The following is a 16800-nucleotide window of genomic DNA, read 5'->3' as shown; positions in this document are numbered from 1 at the left end:
TGCAGGTTGTTGAGGGTGCTGTGGAGAACATCCGGTGGTGTTCAACCACCATCGGCTTCCCACAACGGCCCCCGCAACCTTTTAGCCGTTGAAGTGCGCCGGGTGCGGGCCTGTACGGCCGTCCCTCTCCAGCGCATCAAGGGCTGCCAGCTGCCCATCGGCCCGTTCAAAGTCCAGGATGTCAAGGTTTTCCTTGATGCGTGATTCCGTCACCGACTTGGGGATGATGACCCGGCCCTGCGCGAGGTGCCAGCGCAAAATTACCTGTGCCGGGGTGCGCCCGTGAGCCGCGGCATTGGCCAGCACCGCTGGGTCGTCCAACACGGCACCCTGCACCAACGGGCTCCACGCCTCGGTGACAATGCCGTGTGCGGCGTTGAACGCTGCAATACTGCCCTGTTGCAGCGCCGGATGCAGCTCAATCTGGTTGACGGCAGGCACCGTTCCGCCCAGGGCAATGATCGACTCAAGGTGCTCGGGCAGGAAGTTGGAGACGCCAATGGCGCGCACCTTCCCGGCCGCCAGCAGTTCCTCCAGCGCCTTCCACGACTCCAGGTACAGCTCCGTCTCCGGTGCCGGCCAGTGGATCAGGTACAGGTCAAGGTAGTCCAGACCAAGTTTCGCCAGGCTGATTTCGTAGGCCGCAAGTGTCTGCGCGTAGCCAAGATCGGCAATCCAGGCCTTCGAGGTGATGAACAGATCCTGGCGGGGCACTCCTGACGCGGCCAGGGCCCGGCCCACGCCTGCCTCATTGCCGTAGACGGCAGCCGTGTCGATGCTCCATTAACCTGCAGCCAGAGCCGCCGTGACCGCCTGCTCCGTTTCGGCGTCGGGCACCTGAAACACGCCGTAGCCGATCTCAGGCATGCGCACGCCGTTGTTCAGTGAGATGGAGGGGATGGAAGTCATGATGTTCTCCTGGGTGTTGAGGTTTTAGACGGTGGAAAGTTCGACGGCGTGGGGGTGCCGGGGCTGTTGGGCGGCGGCGAGCTTGCGGCCGTTGACTGCTGCGTAGGCCATGACGACGACGGCAAGGGCGCTCAGTCCGGTCCCGGCCCAGATGGGTGAGGTGTAGCCCAATCCGGTGGTGATGGTGACACCGCCCAGACAGGCGCCAAGCGCATTGCCCAGGTTGAAGGCACCAATGTTGGCGCCGGAGGCGAGAGTTGGGGCCGGAGGCGAGAGTTGGGGCCGCTGACGCATATTTCATGACCCGCATTTGCAGGCCGGGTACGGTGGCGAAGCCAAAGCCGCCCATTAGGACCAGGGAAGCGATGGTCATGATCTGGCTGGTGGCCGTCAACGCAAAGACGGCCAGAATGACCACCAGGATGGATAAGGCGAGCAAAAGTGTCTTGTCCACATTCTTGTCCGCGGCCTTGCCTCCCACGGTGTTGTCGATGAACAGGCCAACCCCGAACAGAATGAGCAGCCACGGGACTGTGGTGGCGCGGAAGCCTGTCACCTCCGTCAGGGTGAAGGCAATGTAGGTGAACGCGCCAAACATGCCGCCGTAGCCAAGCACGGTTACGGTGATAGACAGCCAGACTTGGTGGGACTTGAACGCGCGCAGTTCCCCACGCAGCCCTGCTCCACGTTCGTGGGCCAGGTTCGGTACCAGAGCCAGGATGCCTATCAGCGCAATGACACCGATGACCGTGATGGCCCAAAACGTAGAGCGCCAGCCGGCGTGTTGGCCCAGCAGGGTCCCGAACGGTACGCCCAACACGTTGGCGGCTGTCAGGCCGGTAAACATGATGGCGAAGGCCCCGGCCTTTTTGCTGGGGGCCACCATGTCCGCGGCCACCACCGCACCAATGCCAAAGAACGCGCCGTGGCAGAGGGCCGCGATGACGCGCCCCGCCATCATGATGGCATAGTCGGGCGCTATGGCGGAGATCAAGTTTCCCGCGATGAACAGGACCATCAAGGCGGCCAGGACGAGCTTGCGAGGAAGCCTGGTGACGGCTGCTGTCAGCAGCAGAGCACCCACAACGACGCTCAGCGCGTAGCCGGAGATGAGCCACCCTGCAGTGGCTTCGCTGACGGCAAAATCGGCGGCAACCTCGGGGAGCAACCCCATGATGGCGAACTCGGTGACTCCGATGCCGAACCCTCCGAGGGCTAGTGCTAACAGGCCGAGAGACATGATTCTCCTTCTGGGGCTTGGGGCTGGTAAATCGGGGGCGCAAGCTAGTAGTTGCAGACGCTTCATAAATTGGTGTACACGCACCTATAGCGCGCAAGCAACTAAACTACTTTGTGCTGCACCGCACGTTTCTCGCGAAAGGAATCCGCCCATGAGCATTAAGGATGACGCAGTTGAAGTTCGCGCCCGGGGGTGGCGGACTTTGGCAGCACTTCACGGCTTGATCGAAGCAAGCATGGAGAAGGCACTGGCGAACGCCGCGCAGCTGTCGGTGGTGGAATACACCGTCCTGGACGCCCTGAGCAGGCAGGATGGCTGGCACATGCGTATGCAACAGCTGGGCCGCGCCACAGCGCTGAGCCCCAGCGCCACCACACGCCTGGTCAACCGTTTGGAGGACCGCGGGCTCCTCACGCGCATCCTGTGCGCCGATGACCGCCGCGGGATCTACACGGAGCTGACGCCCGCTGGCCTGGACTTGCTCGAAACAGCGCGCCCCGTCCACGACGAAGCGCTGGAGTGCGCCTTGGCGGAGGCTGCACTTCTACCGGAGCTGGCCCCGCTGGTAACGGCACTCCCGCAACTCCACGCCGGCGTCCCCGCCGGCTAGTTGCTCCCCGCAACCCTTAATGCGCCGAGGTAGCCGGTTGGCGTCGAGACCCGCATGCGGCGTATGTGGGTCTCGACGCTTACCGGCTACCTCGGCCGAAACGCTGGCTAGATACCCGTACTGGGTCCGCCTCACTGGAAGCACAGGAGGCCGTGGCCGCAGTCCGGGCCAGCGTTGGGGCTGCGTCTTTTCCCGTGCAGTCTACTCAAGGCTGGGAGGCCACCCCCTCCGGGCCGCACTTTTCGTTTGGGGTATTCACGCCCGACCCATTGATCAGCCACCCTCCCGGTGGTTGGATTGAGCCATGACGCGCATTGTGCGAGCAGACTACCTAGTGGTCGGCGCCGGTGCCACGGGTATGGCGTTCACTGATGCGCTGATCGAGCACAGCAACGCACGCGTGGCGGTGGTTGACCGCCGCCACTCGGTGGGCGGGCACTGGCTCGATGCCTATCCTTTTGTCCGCTTGCACCAGGCGTCGGCCTTTTACGGTGTCGCGTCGACGCTACTGGGCGGCGGCCGGGTGCAACAGCACGGACCAGAGGCCGGGCTGCATGAGCGGGCCGACGTCTCCGAGATCTGCGCCTACTATGGTCGCGTCTTGACCGACCGGTTGCTGGAGACCGGCAGGGTCGAGTTCTTTGCCAATTGCGAGTACCTCGCGGACCATCAGATCCTCTCGCGCATCTCCGGGGAGCGGTTTGAGGTGTCGCCGGGGTGCCGGATTGTTGACGCCCGGTACCTCTCCCCCACGATCCCCGCAGATACGCCGCCCCCGTTCGACGTCGCTGTCGACGCCCGCGTGATTCCGGTCAACGACCTCGCCCGCCTGGCCGAGGCGCCCAGTCAGTTCGTGATCGTTGGCTCGGGCAAGACTGCGACCGACGCCTGCCTCTGGCTGCTGGCACGCGGCGTGGACGCCGCTAAGATCTGTTGGGTCAGGCCACGCGATCCGTGGATGCTCAACCGGGCAGTGGTTCAGCCGGATCCAGCCGCGTTCCTGGGCATGGTCGCCGACATTATGGAGTCGGCCGGGGCCGCGACATCGTTTCAGGACATGTTCCTCCGGATGGAAGATGCCGGCGTCATGCTGCGGATCGACCGCTCCGTGACGCCGACGATGGCGAAGACGCCTACGCTGGCCAACTGGGAACTCCGCCAACTACGCACGATCGAGCACGTTGTGCGCCTGGGGCATGTCCGTTCGGTTGAGCGAGGACGCATCACGCTCGCGGAGGGGTCGGCCGCGATAGCGAGGGACGCGATGGTGGTGCACTGCGCGGCGTCCGGCTTGCAGTACCCGCCCAGCGTACCGATTTGGGGACGTTCGGCGATTACCCTACAGCCTATCCGGGCCGGGTTCCCGTGCTTCGGGGCTGCTCTGGCAGGGTATGTGGAAGCTACTCGTGAAGACGACGCCGCAAAGAACCGGCTGTGCCCACCAACACCGTATGCGAACACCCTGGCGGACTGGGCAACCATGAACATCTTGGGCAGCCACGCGGCGATGTCGTACGGATCCGAGACCGATATCAGGGTCTGGGCCGACGGCGTGGCGCTCAACCCTGCGCGACTTCCGCCCGAGCAGGACAGGTCAGCAGCGTTGCAGTCGGTGCTCACTCGCCTAAAGACTCAGCTTCCCCGTGGTTTGGCGAAGCTAGTCGAGCTGAGCTGAGCCGCCGTGGCGATCGTGCGCCGAGTCAGACGGACGCCCGCGAAAACTCAGCAGCGCAGCGTCTGACTCGGCGGCTTTCAGTCTGACTCGGCGCGCGGGGCGGGGCAAGGAACAGGGCGCGGCGCGCGGGCAGGGAGCACGGACGCGAGCGCGCGCGGGCACAAAAAAGCGCGGCCACCACATCTAAAGATGCGGCGGCCGCGCTCTTGCGCTCAAGAAAGCTTAGAGCGCTGCGAAAACTTCGCGCAGCAGTGCAGCCGTCTCGGACGGCGTCTTGCCGACCTTCACGCCAGCAGCCTCAAGGGCTTCCTTCTTGGCCTGTGCGGTTCCTGCTGAGCCGGAGACGATGGCGCCGGCGTGGCCCATGGTCTTGCCCTCGGGAGCCGTGAAGCCTGCAACATAGCCAACAACGGGCTTGGTGACGTGGGCCTTGATGTAATCGGCTGCGCGCTCTTCAGCGTCGCCACCAATCTCACCAATCATGACGATGGCCTTGGTCTCCGGGTCAGCCTCGAACGCAGCGAGTGCGTCGATGTGGGTGGTGCCGATGACGGGGTCGCCACCGATGCCGATAGCGGTGGAGAAGCCCAGGTCGCGCAGCTCGAACATCATCTGGTAGGTCAAGGTACCGGACTTGGAAACCAAGCCGATGGGGCCCTTCTGGGTGATGTTGTTCGGCGTGATGCCAACCAGTGCTTCACCGGGGGTGATGATGCCGGGGCAGTTCGGCCCGATGATGCGGGTGATCTGGTTCCCGGAAGCGTCAACCTTGGACTGAGCCAGGGCCCAGAACTCAGCGGAGTCCTGAACCGGCACGCCTTCGGTGATGACAACAACCAGCGGAACGCCGGCTTCGATGGCCTCAACCACTGCATTCTTGGTGAATGCCGGGGGCACGAACACGATGGAGACGTCGGCGCCGGTGGCTGCAACAGCTTCGGACACTGCACCGAAAACGGGCAGTTCAACGTCGCCGTGAACAACTGTGGTGCCGGCCTTGCGTGCGTTCACGCCGCCAACAACCTGGGTGCCAGCCTTGAGCATCAGGGCTGTGTGCTTGGTGCCTTCGCCGCCGGTGATGCCCTGGACGATGACCTTGGAATCTTTATTCAAGAAGATAGACATAGTTTCTAGACCTCTACTTCGAAGCGTTGGCGAGCTCGGCGGCCTTGTCGGCGCCCTCGTCCATCGTGGCGGCCAGGGTGACCAACGGGTGGTTGGCGTCGTTGAGAATGCGACGGCCTTCTTCAACGTTGTTTCCGTCGAGACGGACAACCAGCGGCTTGTTGGCTGAGGAACCGAGCTCGGCCAATGCGCCAACAATGCCCTTGGCAACAGCGTCACAGGAGGTGATGCCGCCGAAGACGTTGACGAACACGCTCTTGACCTGTGGGTCGTTGAGGATGACGTCCAGGCCAGCGGCCATGACCTCTGCGGATGCTCCACCGCCAATGTCCAAGAAGTTGGCGGGCTTGACGCCGCCGTGGTTTTCGCCAGCATAGGCGACAACATCCAGCGTGGACATGACCAGGCCGGCACCGTTGCCGATAACGCCAACTTCGCCGTCGAGCTTGACGTAGTTCAAGTCCGCAGCCTTAGCCTTGGCCTCCAACGGGTCGGCCGCAGCAGCGTCTTCGAGTTTGGTGTGGTGGGGGTGACGGAAGTCGGCGTTCTCATCGAGGGTGACCTTGCCGTCGAGGGCTACGATGTCGCCGGCTCCGGTGAGGACCAAGGGGTTGACCTCAACCAGTGTGGCGTCTTCTTTGGCGAAAACGTCCCACAGCTTGATGATGGCCGCGGCAACCTTGGGAGCGAGCTCCGCGGAGAAGCCTGCAGTGGCGACGATTTCCTCGGCCTTGGCCTGGTCGATGCCCACGGCGGGGTCAACGGCGACCCGGGCCAAGGCGTCGGGGCGTTCTACTGCCAGAACCTCGATCTCCATGCCACCTTCTACCGAGCACATGGCCAGGTAGTTGCGGTTGGCGCGGTCCAGCAGCACCGAGAAGTAGAACTCCTCGGCGATGTCTGCACCCTGTGCGATCATGACCGTGTTGACGGTGTGACCCTTGATGTCCATGCCAAGTATGGCTGAGGCGTGCTCAAACGCTTCGTCAGCGGTTTTTGCAACCTTGACGCCGCCAGCCTTGCCGCGGCCACCGACCTTTACCTGTGCCTTGACGACTGTGACGCCGCCAATCTTCTCGGCTGCTGCTTTTGCTTCTTCAGGGGTGTGCGCCACGATGCCGGCCAACACGGGAACGCCGTGAGCCTCAAACATGTCGCGCGCCTGGTATTCAAACAGGTCCACGGATTGGTGTCCTTCTACGTCGAAGTAGTGATTTCGAGGGGCGTTGACCCCTTCCACACACTACCGCGTCGTTGTGAAAGCACATATTTCACTAGTCCGCCACAGTCCACGGGGGTTATTCAGCTCACAAAGGGTCGTGTTTGGTGCACGACGGCGTTACTTTCCTAGCGCTCCTACCCTGCGGCCGCCGTCGGGCTGCTGGTGGGTTGTTTGGTGGGTTGCCCGGCGCCAAAAAGTTCGTACTTCTCGGCGGCAACAAAGAAGCCCACCCCGCTGGCCAGATTGGCGCACGCAACGCCGTCGTCCAGGGGTGCGCAGCGATAGCCTTGGGATTCCATGGCTGCGCCCGGGGCCAGGACGGGGATGCTGCCCATGACTTGATTCACTGTTCCGCGGGCGCCGAACGCTGCCTCCACCGCACTCACCCCGGCCCGGCAGCCGCCGTAGCTGGCCTTGTCCGGGAGGAGCGTGGCAACCCCGCCCAGGTAGCCAACGAAGGTTCCGGCACAGTTCTCGCGCACATCGGCGGCTTGAACTTGCGGGTAACTGACCATTTGGCACGAGACCACCGGGAGGGTGGGGGCTGTGGCGTTGGCGGCATCGTTGAAGTTGTTGGGTTCCCACGGCTGGTTCAGGTGCCCGGCCCGCGAGGTGGTGAAAACACAGGCAATGTTGCGTGAATCGGTGATGAATTGTGGCAGTTCGGTGGCGCCCTCGCTGGGCGGGGCGACAGCTGTGGCCTTGAGCCTGTCGACGAATGTCTGCGGCGCGGTGGGCCCCTGCGTGGCTGTCGGGTCACCGCCCCCGGTCGGCACGGTGATGCAGCCAGCCAAACTCAGGGCCACCAGCGTGGCGAGCGCGCACCACACTGGCGCGGCGGGGCGGGGTGTGCGGGCGCGCAGCCGGCCGGGCGTGTTCATGACCATGGACCAAGCTTGCCGCATCCGTGACCGTCCGCCCAACTGTGTACTAGCTGCCTGTGCAGAAGCGCTCGAAAACGCGTGCCCCCGAGCCCCTTATTCGATTTTCACCACGGGCGCATACCGCAGCAAAAGACGCTTCTCACCAATACTGAAACGCACCTTGGCCACTGTCTTATCCTCCACCCCTGTGACTTCCAGAACTGTGCCATCACCGAAGGAGGTGTGGTTGACTTTGTCGCCCACACTGACGGAGATGACTTCCTTTTGCGGTTGCACACGTCCGGCCGCCGTGCGGGCGGAAATGCTCGGCGGCAGGAGGCCGGCGGCGCGTCCCCCCACGGCCGAGCCAGCCCCCCACGACGACCCCGAGTAGCGGCTGGTACCAAAATCTCCCGCCACGGGAGCAACCCGTGCGGTGCCTTCGCGCTTCCATTCAATGAGCTCGGCCGGGACCTCATCAATGAACTGGCTGGGCGGGTTGTACTGGCTCTGGCCCCACAGGCTGCGCACTTCGGAGCGCGTCAGATACAGCCGCTTCCGTGCCCGGGTCAGCCCCACATAGGCCAGCCGGCGCTCCTCCGCGAGCTCCTTGGGATCAGTGGCCGAGCGCGAATGCGGGAACAAACCGTGCTCCATGCCTGTCAGGAACACGACAGGGAATTCCAGGCCCTTGGCCGTGTGCAACGTCATGAGCGTCACAACACCAAGCCGCTTCGCCTCGGCCACGGCGGCAGCAGCCTCGGCCTCGGACCCGCCAGGAGCATCGGGGATCTGGTCGGCGTCAGCCACCAGCGAGACTTGCTCCAGGAACTCCCCCAACGTTCCTTCCGGGTTTTCTTGCCCAAATTCACGCACGACGGCGAGAAGTTCAGCCAGGTTCTCCACGCGGGACTCATCCTGCGGGTCGGTGCTAGTGCGCAAGCCCGCCAGGTAGCCGCTCTGCTCCAGCACAGCTTCCAGGGCCGTGGCGGGGCTGGCGGTGGCGGCCACCTCGCCAAGATCTGTCATCATTTTCGCGAAGACGTTGACGGCGTTGAGGGATCGTGAGGCAATACCGGGCGCTTCCTCGGCCCGGGCCAGGGCTGCCGAGAACGAGATTCTTTCCCGCTGCGCCAACGCCGCCACGGCGCCTTCGGCACGGTCCCCGATACCGCGCTTGGGTTCGTTGAGAATCCTGCGCAAGTTCACGTCGTCGTCCGGGTTGACCAGGGCGCGCAGGTACGCCAGAGCGTCCTTGATTTCCTTGCGCTCGTAGAATCGGGTGCCGCCGACCACCCGGTACGGCAACCCCACCCGCACCAGAATGTCCTCAATGGCGCGGGACTGGGCGTTGGTGCGGTAGAAAATGGCCACGTCACCGGGACGGATATCCGTCTCATCCTGGAGCCTGTCAATCTCCTTGGCGATGAACCGGGCCTCGTCGTGCTCGGACTCGGCCACGTAGCCAACGATCTTTTCGCCGTCACCCTCGGCCGTCCACAGGCGCTTCTCGCGCCGATTGGGGTTCCGGGAGATCACGGCGTTGGCGGCGCTGAGAATGTTCTGCGTGGACCTGTAGTTCTGCTCCAACTTGATGGTGTCAGCGGACGGATAGTCCTGCTCAAATTCGACAATGTTGCGGATGTCGGCGCCCCGGAAAGCGTAGATGGACTGGTCGGAGTCGCCCACCACTGTCAGCTGGGCCGGCGCAATGCCGCTCGTGTTGGCGTGGTCGGTGCCCACAATTTCCTTCACCAGCGCGTACTGGGCGTGGTTGGTGTCCTGGTACTCATCCACCAGCACATGCCGGAAGCGGCGCCGGTAATACTCGGCAACACCGGGGAAGGCCCGGAACATGTACACGGTTTGGGCAATGAGATCGTCAAAGTCCATGGCGTTGGCTTGGCGCAGACGTTGTGCATAGCCCGTGTAAACCTCCGCCACGGCGGCCGCGAAGGGCTCGTTGAAGTTGGTGTTCATGGAATTCTCATCGTCATCGATGAGCTCATTCTTCAATGCCGAGATCTTGTGCATCATGGCCTTGGGCGCAAACTTCTTCGGATCCAGCTCCAGGCCCTTGGCCACCAGCGTGATCAGGCGCAGCGAGTCGGCCGAATCGTAGATGGAGAAGTTGGAGTTCAGCCCGATGACTTTCGCCTCGCGGCGCAGAATCCGCACACATGAGGAGTGGAACGTGGAAATCCACATCGACTTCGCCGCATCACCGATCAAGGCCTCGATGCGTTCACGCATTTCCGCCGCGGCCTTGTTGGTGAACGTGATGGCCAAAATCTGGCCGGGGTGTGCCTGGTCTGTGGCCAGCAAATACGCGATCCGATGGCTGAGCACCCTGGTCTTTCCTGAGCCGGCACCCGCCACAATCAGCAAAGGCGCGCCGGTGTGCACCACGGCCGCTTCCTGCCCCGGGTTCATGCCCTCGAGCAACTCGGCCGGGTCAGGCCAGCGCCGCGGAGCCGCACCGGGCCCGGCGTCGTAGTACTGACCCTCAGGCTGGGGCGGCGAGGCGGACCCGTCGGGCGCAAATTCGGGCGCGTCAGCACCGGGGTCGTCCTGCTCAAAGGGCTGCCACACGGGCAGTCCGGCGCCGGCGCTGGGCGTAGATTTGGGCTTTTGCGGGTAAGGGTCAAACAACATATCCATGGTGACATCCAGTCTAGTTGCCCCCACTGACAATCCCCGCGCCCTCCCCCTGCTCGCAAGCTCGCAGCGGGGCCCTCGGGCGCGTGGCCCCACCCGCGCCCTCCCCACAGCTTGCACTCCCCGGCCGCTCCGACTAGTCGTCCTCCCCAGCCGCGCCTTGTTCCAGTGCCGTCCGGAGCTGCGCCACCGCGGCCGCCGGCCCGGCCATGAACCAGTCAAGACCGTTGACGTGGACGACGCCGGTGTCCCCGCCTGCCGCCCGAACGATCCCTTTACCGGGGAGCCAGTCCCAGGACGGGCAACTGTGCTGGAACCACACACCGAGCTCGCCTTGAGCCACCCGGGCCAGATCGCACGAGCCCGAACCGAGCATGCGCAAGGTGGCCGGGAGCACTGCTGCGTGCTGCCACGGCACGGCCGCCCGGGGTTGGGCCAGCCAGGTGGGGTGAAGGTAGGTGCCGGCGGAGAGCTCCGCCAACGCGTGGCGTGTGTCAACACGTATCGGCCGGCCGTTGAGCGTTGCCGGATGGGCCGATCCCCCCAGCCACAGTTTGTCCTCCTGATGCTGGTACACGGCGCCCAGCAGCACCGGCGCGTCATGCAAGGACGCCGGCGCCGGAGGCGAGCCTGCTGGCAGCTGCGCCAGCGCAAGGGCTGCGCACCAGTACGTTGACCCGCTGGCGAAGTTGAACGTGCCATCCACCGGGTCGATGACCCAGACCCGGTCCGAGGTGCCCGCGAAACCGGCGCCTTCCTCGCCCACGATCGAGTCGTCCGGGCGGGCATGGCGCAGTTGCGTGAAGATGTAATTCTCGGCGGCCAGATCGGCGGCCGTGACAAAATCTGAGGCGCCGCTCTTGATCCGTCCCCCATCGCGGAGAGCACTTAAACCTTCGGCGCGGATGGCGTGGGCCAGCGTTCCCGCCTGCCGCAGCAGCTTCGCCGCCAATTCGTGGTCGTTGAGCGCGGGGTCGAGTTCCAATGCCATGGCATCAGCCTAATCTGAGCGATAATGATTCCATGGCTAAAACTCCCGCTCAACGTGCAGCAAAGCATGGCGGGGCCGCTACGCAGCCCGGCGCCCCCGTCATTAACTCCAGCACTGCGCGTTCACCGCACAAGGCGCAGAACAACGCGAATCTGCTGCTGATTGCCGGTTCCGTGGCGAGTTTGTTCCTGTTCTGGTACTTCCACGTGCTGACGTTGAACCAGATGACAGATCTTTCCGGCGGCCTGGCCATGCCCGACTCCATGGTTTTTGGTTTTGACGTTGCCCACATTGAGGCGTTGCGGGCAGCCATGGATTCCGACGCCATGGGTCAGTTGCAATTCGTGCACAAAACGGCCGGAACACTGTTTCCCTTGGTCTTTGCCTTGAGCGCCCTGACCTTGACGGCCATCAATGTTGCACAGAAGGCAGTGCGGCGGGTGCTGTGGGTTTTCCCTGTCCTGTTTGCGGCCGTTCAACTGTGGGCCAATGTTGCCGTTGACAATATGCTCGGCGCAGAATCCCTTGACCCATCGGCTGTCTCGCTGGCTTCGACGCTGGTCATGGCGAGCTGGTTCCTGTTGGTACTTTCGATGGCCGGGCTCGGTGTGGCCTTGTTCCTTGGCCGGAGGAAGAAAGTGAAGCCTGTCGAGGGCTAAGGGGCCCACACCCCACACCCGTTTTTGCTTGCTTGCCAGTTCCGCTAGGCTTGGTGACGCGCCTCTGTAGTCCAATGGATAAGACAGCCCTCTCCTAAAGGGCAAATCCGGGTTCGATCCCCGGCGGGGGCACTCTTTTCTTCCCGCAAGGCCACAACTGGCAGTGTTGTAAAACAGCCAGTTTCCTGCGGCCGTAAACGGTGAGGATCCTGCCATGGGCACCGACACTGCCGCACGCGGCGTGGCAGTTTCCCTCACGGCGTCGCTCCTCTTTGCTGTGATCTTCCTGCTGGCCGGTCTGCTGCCCGGCTGGGGCGCCGAAGAGATCTTTGGTTGGCGCATCGTGCTGACGCTTGCCACCTTGGCCGGCATTTTCCCTTTCCTTGGCTCGGCACGTACCGAGATCCGCGCCCTGATGACGCGTGTTCGACGTCGTCCGGCTCTCCTTCCGCTGGGGGTCCTGGCCGCAGCGCTGGTGGGTGTGCAGCTGTGGCTGTTTATGTGGGCGCCACTGCACAATATGGCGTTGTCCGTGTCCTTCGGCTATTTCCTGCTGCCGCTGACCATGGTGCTGGCTGGCCGCGTGTTCTTTGCCGACAAGCTCAGCGTGCTGCGCAAATTGGCCGTTGCTGCCGCGGCGCTTGGTGTGGCCCATGAAGCGTTTGCTGCGGGCGGGCTGGCCTGGCCCACCCTGGTGGTTTGTTTGGGGTACCCGGTGTACTTTGTGCTGCGCCGCAAGATCGGCTTCGACAATCTGCCGGCTTTTGCCGCCGAGCTGCTGTTTCTTCTGCCGCTGGGCATCTACTTCATCCTGACGGGTCCGCACGGCATTGGCTCCGGCGGGCCGGGAAGCCTTGATGGAGTGTGGGTGACTTGGGCCATCGGTGTCCTGGGCGGTGCCGCCATGGCCCTGTATCTGTTGGCCAGCAAGTGGCTGCCGCTGTCCTTGTTTGGCTTGCTCAGCTACGTGGAACCGGTTCTTCTCATTGGCGTTTCCTGGATCTTGGGCGAAACACTGGGTTGGGCCTCGCTGCTGACGTACGGACCCATCCTGGCGGCATTGTTGTTGCTGGCCTTGGACGGGCGCCGCGGCCCGCAGCCTGAGCCCTCTCCTCTCCTCTCCTCTCCTCTCCTCTCTCGCGAACGGGGAGTAGTGGTTGATGTTTGGCGTAAACATCGACCACTACTCCCCGTTCGGCAGGAACCCCCACGGGTCATGGCGTTCGGTGGGATCAAATTCGTTAGGATCAAAGACGTGAAAAGTGTTCTAAAGGTTTCAGCTGTTTGTGTTTACGACCCCGCCGGAAGGCTCCTGACGGTGCGCAAAACCGGCACCACCAAGTTCATGCATCCCGGCGGCAAGCCGGAGCTCGGCGAGAGCGCAGCGCAGGCGGCTGTCCGCGAATTGGCCGAAGAAGTGGGCATCGATGTTGACGCTGCCGCCCTTGAACTCATGGGTGTTTGGCACGGCACAGCCGCCAATGAAGCCAACACCGACATCGAGGCCACTGTCTTCACGGCGCCGGGGCGCTGGGATGCGGACGCTGTTGTGCCCACCGCCGAGATTGCTGAACTGCGTTGGATGGACGTTGCGGGAGCGGCCGATTTTGACGACCTGGCGCCCCTGTTGACCGAGTTCGTCCTCCCCCGCCTGAACAGCAACTAACATCCCCGCGCCTGAACACCCCAAACTGACCCGCAGAAAACGCCGAAAATCGCGTCAAAAACGCGAATTTTCGGCGTTTTCTGCGGGTCAGTTGTCCTAGGTGGCAGTTGCCCGGGGCGGGTCAGTTCAATGTCGAGGAGCCCTGACGCCCTACTGCTCCTGCGTCTCGGCCACCGCGGCCACTGCCTGGGCGAATTGGGTTTCATGCAGTTCGGCGTAGCGCCCGCCGCGAAGGATGAGTTCGTCATGTGTGCCGTGCTCCACGATGCGTCCGGCTTCCAACACCAAGATGGCGTCGGCCGAACGGATGGTGGACAACCTGTGTGCAATGACCAGGGCCGTCCTGCCCTCCAGTGCCTCCCCCAGGGCCGCCTGAACTGCAACCTCGTTCGTGGAGTCAAGGGCTGCTGTGGCCTCATCCAAAATCACCACGGCAGGTTGCACCAACAGCAACCTGGCGATGGTCAGGCGCTGACGCTCACCACCGGAAAGCCTGTACCCGCGCTCCCCCACCACGGTGTCCAGACCGTCGGGCAGCGCCGTGGCGAAGTCCTCCAGTCGCGCCCTTTTCAGGACGTCCCAAATTTCCCCGTCAGTTGCTGTGGGCTTGGCCAGGCGCAGATTGGAGCGGATTGACTCGTGGAACAAGTGCCCGTCCTGGGTGACCATGCCCACCCCCGCCCGGAGCCCGTCAAAGGTGAGGTCACGCACGTCCATGCCGCCAATGCGCACACTGCCGGCGTCGACGTCGTACAGGCGCGACAGCAGCTGGGCGATGGTTGACTTGCCAGCCCCGGAGGAACCCACCAGGGCAATGGTTTGCCCCGGTTCGGCGCGGAAGGAAATCCCGTGCAACACGTCCTCGCCGCCGCGGGTGTCAAGCACGGCCACATCCTCCAACGAGGCCAGCGAAACCTTGTCTGCCGACGGGTAGGCGAACGAGACGTCGGTAAATTCAATGCTCAACCGGCCCGCCGGGACGGGCTTGGCCGTGGGCTTCTCGGAGATCAAGGGTTTCAGGTCGAGAATTTCAAACACCCTGTCAAAGCTGACCAGTGCGCTCATGATGTCCACGCGGGCGTTGGCCAGGGCAGTCAGCGGCGCGTAGAGACGGGTCAGCAGCAGGGCCAGGACGACGACGTCGCCCGCGTTAAGCGTGCCACCGATCGCCAAGGCGCCGCCGAGGCCATACACGAGCGCCAGGGCCAGGGCCGAAACCAGCATCAGTGCCGTGAAAAACACAAACTGCATGACGGCCGTGCGCACACCAATGTCGCGCACCCTGTTGGCCCGTGAGGCAAATTCGCGCGACTCCTCGCCGGGGCGGCCAAACAGCTTGACCAGCGTGGCGCCCGGTGCGGAGAAACGCTCCGTCATCTGCGTGCTCATATCGGCGTTCAGGTCCGCCGCCTCACGCCGCAGTCCGGCCAGGCGGCGGCCAAACCGGCGTGCCGGCATCAAGAAGATTGGCAGCAACACCAGCGCCAACAAGGTCACCAGCCAGGAGGTGTTCAACATGACCAGCAAGGTCAGGATCAGCTGCACGGAGTTGGACACGATCCCGGACAGCGTGCCGGAGAACGCCTGCTGGGCGCCAATGACATCGTTGTTGAGCCGGCTCACCAAGGCACCGGTGCGGGTCCGGGTGAAAAACGCTATGGGCATGCGTTGGACGTGGTCAAAAACCGCTGTGCGCAGGTCCAAGATCACGCTCTCACCCAGGTTGGCCGAAATCCACCGGATCACCAGGGACAGTCCGGCGTCCAAAACCGCCACGACAGCAATTAGCACGGCCAGCCGCACCACCACATCAACAGCAGTTTTCGCCACAATGGCATCAACCACCTGCCCGGCAAGCACCGGGGTGGCCACCGCCAGCGCCGCCGAAACCACTGACAAGACCACAAAAACCAGCAATTTGCGGGTATAGGGCTTGGCGAAACGGATGGTCCGGCGCAGGGTGTCCTCCGAGATTCCACCATTGCTCTTGTTCGAGCGCATGGAACTCCACAAAGAGCTCCAGGCCGCGCCTTCCATACTCATGCGTGTATTCCTTAGTCGTTAAGAGGGCAAGCTACCAGCCTAATCCTCCCTGCCGCGCCAGGAGGACTCCTGGTCCGGTGATTCAGAGCAACAAGCACCATACAAGGAACCACATTGCCACCAGCTAGCGCAAATATCCACAGTGAGTCAATTCACTACCTTAACAATGACGTCACATGATGAAATATTAGCTCTTGTTTTGCGGTTGAGCAGTGATAACGTCCATTCATGGGCTGCCCGTGAGCCACACTAAAGTCACGGGCACACACGATCTTGCACAGCAAAGGAACACTGAAAAATGAATCGTCGGAGCTTTGGACTTGTCGGCCTGCTCACAGCAACATCAATTGCCCTGGCGGCCTGCGGCGGCGCAGGATCCACCGGTGCCGACTCCGGCGCGGATGTCTCCCTGAGCCAGGTCAAGGATGCTGGTCAAATCGTGTTCGCCACCGAAGGCACCTACAAGCCGTTCAGTTTCCATGAAGGCGGCGCCGGGGATCTCACCGGGTACGACGTCGAGGTTGCCACGGCTGTTGCTGCCAAGATGGGGGTAAAAGCCAAGTTTGAGGAAACCCAGTTCGATTCGATCTTTGCCGGTCTGGAGGCCAAGCGTTTTGACGCCGTCGCCAACCAGGTGAGCGTTAATCCCACGCGCCAGGAAAAGTATGAGCTTTCCACCCCTTACACAGTGTCCAGAGGTGTGGTGGTGACCAAGGAAGGCAACACCGACATCTCCAGTGTGGCCGATCTCAAGGGCAAAACGACCGCCCAGTCACTGACCAGCAACTGGTACACGCTGGCCACCGAAAGCGGGGCCAATGTGGAGGCCGTGGAGGGCTGGGCCCAGTCGGTGACACTCCTGAAGGACGACCGTGTCGACGCCATTGTCAATGACAAGCTCACAGTCCTTGACTACCTGGATAACAACCCCGGCTCGGGTTTGAAGATCGCCGCCACCACCGAGGAGTCCTCGGATTCCTCCTTCGCGTTCCGTAAGGGCGCCACGGCCCTCAACGACGCCGTCAACGCGGCACTGGCGGAGCTCGCCACGGACGGCACGTTGACCACCTTGAGTAAAAAGTACTTTGGCGAAGACTTCAGCAAGTGAGCTGCGGCGCCTTAGTCATAGTTCTGCGATG

11 protein-coding genes, 1 tRNA gene and 3 pseudogenes are annotated in these 16800 nt (G+C 63.2%); 7 read left to right on the top strand and 8 right to left on the bottom strand.

Going from position 1 to position 16800, the window contains the following annotated elements; genetic code table 11:
* Positions 1-81: 81 nt before the first annotated feature.
* Positions 82-909: pseudogene (locus tag ACX80E_RS08620) on the bottom strand (aldo/keto reductase).
* 24 nt (positions 910-933) lie between these two features.
* A pseudogene (locus ACX80E_RS08615) lies at positions 934-2149 on the bottom strand (MFS transporter).
* 151 nt (positions 2150-2300) lie between these two features.
* On the opposite strand from ACX80E_RS08615, the gene ACX80E_RS08610 reads away from it, so the two are divergent.
* Together ACX80E_RS08610 and ACX80E_RS08605 are read left to right on the top strand one after the other, a co-directional pair.
* Positions 2301-2759 carry a MarR family winged helix-turn-helix transcriptional regulator gene (locus ACX80E_RS08610; protein ID WP_459301509.1) on the top strand — a complete coding sequence of 153 codons (459 nt, stop codon included), beginning with the start codon at positions 2301-2303 and terminating at the stop codon, positions 2757-2759.
* A 304-nt stretch (positions 2760-3063) separates the two neighbouring features.
* A complete protein-coding gene (locus ACX80E_RS08605; protein WP_459301508.1) occupies positions 3064-4434 on the top strand; it encodes an NAD(P)-binding protein in 1371 nt (456 codons plus the stop codon).
* 222 nt (positions 4435-4656) lie between these two features.
* On the opposite strand, the gene sucD is transcribed toward ACX80E_RS08605, so the two are convergent.
* The 5 genes from sucD to ACX80E_RS08580 all read right to left on the bottom strand — a co-directional run bounded on the left by sucD (position 4657) and on the right by ACX80E_RS08580 (position 11293).
* Positions 4657-5559, bottom strand: a complete 903-nt coding sequence (gene sucD, locus ACX80E_RS08600) for a succinate--CoA ligase subunit alpha (RefSeq protein ID WP_459301507.1) — start codon at positions 5557-5559, stop codon at positions 4657-4659.
* A 13-nt stretch (positions 5560-5572) separates the two neighbouring features.
* Positions 5573-6742, bottom strand: coding sequence for an ADP-forming succinate--CoA ligase subunit beta (gene sucC, locus ACX80E_RS08595; RefSeq protein ID WP_459301506.1), 1170 nt, complete (start codon positions 6740-6742; stop codon positions 5573-5575).
* Positions 6743-6915: 173 nt separating this feature from the next.
* Entirely contained in the window at positions 6916-7668 is a 753-nt protein-coding gene (locus tag ACX80E_RS08590) for a hypothetical protein (protein ID WP_459301505.1), read from the bottom strand.
* A gap of 90 nt (positions 7669-7758) precedes the next feature.
* Entirely contained in the window at positions 7759-10299 is a 2541-nt protein-coding gene (gene pcrA / locus ACX80E_RS08585) for a DNA helicase PcrA (RefSeq protein WP_459301514.1), read from the bottom strand.
* A 139-nt stretch (positions 10300-10438) separates the two neighbouring features.
* Positions 10439-11293, bottom strand: a complete 855-nt coding sequence (locus ACX80E_RS08580) for an inositol monophosphatase family protein (RefSeq protein ID WP_459301504.1) — start codon at positions 11291-11293, stop codon at positions 10439-10441.
* 32 nt (positions 11294-11325) lie between these two features.
* On the opposite strand from ACX80E_RS08580, the gene ACX80E_RS08575 reads away from it, so the two are divergent.
* From ACX80E_RS08575 to ACX80E_RS08560, 4 genes and pseudogenes are all read left to right on the top strand, one after another.
* Positions 11326-11952 carry a hypothetical protein gene (locus tag ACX80E_RS08575; protein WP_459301503.1) on the top strand — a complete coding sequence of 209 codons (627 nt, stop codon included), beginning with the start codon at positions 11326-11328 and terminating at the stop codon, positions 11950-11952.
* Positions 11953-12012: 60 nt separating this feature from the next.
* Positions 12013-12084, top strand: a tRNA-Arg gene (locus tag ACX80E_RS08570).
* Between the two features lie 82 nt (positions 12085-12166).
* Positions 12167-12928: pseudogene (gene rarD / locus ACX80E_RS08565) on the top strand (EamA family transporter RarD); the annotation flags it as partial.
* 240 nt (positions 12929-13168) lie between these two features.
* Positions 13169-13618 (top strand): NUDIX hydrolase, encoded by a 450-nt coding sequence (locus ACX80E_RS08560; RefSeq protein WP_459301513.1) that lies wholly within the window; start codon positions 13169-13171, stop codon positions 13616-13618.
* Between the two features lie 150 nt (positions 13619-13768).
* Here the strand turns inward: ACX80E_RS08560 and ACX80E_RS08555 are convergent, their stop codons facing one another.
* Positions 13769-15661 carry an ABC transporter ATP-binding protein gene (locus ACX80E_RS08555; RefSeq protein ID WP_459301502.1) on the bottom strand — a complete coding sequence of 631 codons (1893 nt, stop codon included), beginning with the start codon at positions 15659-15661 and terminating at the stop codon, positions 13769-13771.
* Between the two features lie 298 nt (positions 15662-15959).
* Between ACX80E_RS08555 and ACX80E_RS08550 the strand changes: the two genes are divergently transcribed.
* Entirely contained in the window at positions 15960-16769 is an 810-nt protein-coding gene (locus tag ACX80E_RS08550) for a transporter substrate-binding domain-containing protein (RefSeq protein WP_459301501.1), read from the top strand.
* Positions 16770-16800: the final 31 nt, after the last annotated feature.

Source organism: Arthrobacter sp. TMN-49, assembly GCF_054511095.1.
This window is presented reverse-complemented; position numbering and strand designations above follow the sequence as displayed.

Coding starts and splice junctions, on each gene's coding strand:
- ACX80E_RS08560 (WP_459301513.1), top strand. CDS start 13,169: ATGGCGTTCGGTGGGATCAAATTCGTTAGGATCAAAGACGTGAAAAGT.
- ACX80E_RS08555 (WP_459301502.1), bottom strand. CDS start 15,661: ATGAGTATGGAAGGCGCGGCCTGGAGCTCTTTGTGGAGTTCCATGCGC.
- pcrA (WP_459301514.1), bottom strand. CDS start 10,299: ATGTTGTTTGACCCTTACCCGCAAAAGCCCAAATCTACGCCCAGCGCC.
- ACX80E_RS08550 (WP_459301501.1), top strand. CDS start 15,960: ATGAATCGTCGGAGCTTTGGACTTGTCGGCCTGCTCACAGCAACATCA.
- sucD (WP_459301507.1), bottom strand. CDS start 5,559: ATGTCTATCTTCTTGAATAAAGATTCCAAGGTCATCGTCCAGGGCATC.
- ACX80E_RS08575 (WP_459301503.1), top strand. CDS start 11,326: ATGGCTAAAACTCCCGCTCAACGTGCAGCAAAGCATGGCGGGGCCGCT.
- ACX80E_RS08580 (WP_459301504.1), bottom strand. CDS start 11,293: ATGGCATTGGAACTCGACCCCGCGCTCAACGACCACGAATTGGCGGCG.
- ACX80E_RS08605 (WP_459301508.1), top strand. CDS start 3,064: ATGACGCGCATTGTGCGAGCAGACTACCTAGTGGTCGGCGCCGGTGCC.
- ACX80E_RS08590 (WP_459301505.1), bottom strand. CDS start 7,668: ATGGTCATGAACACGCCCGGCCGGCTGCGCGCCCGCACACCCCGCCCC.
- ACX80E_RS08610 (WP_459301509.1), top strand. CDS start 2,301: ATGAGCATTAAGGATGACGCAGTTGAAGTTCGCGCCCGGGGGTGGCGG.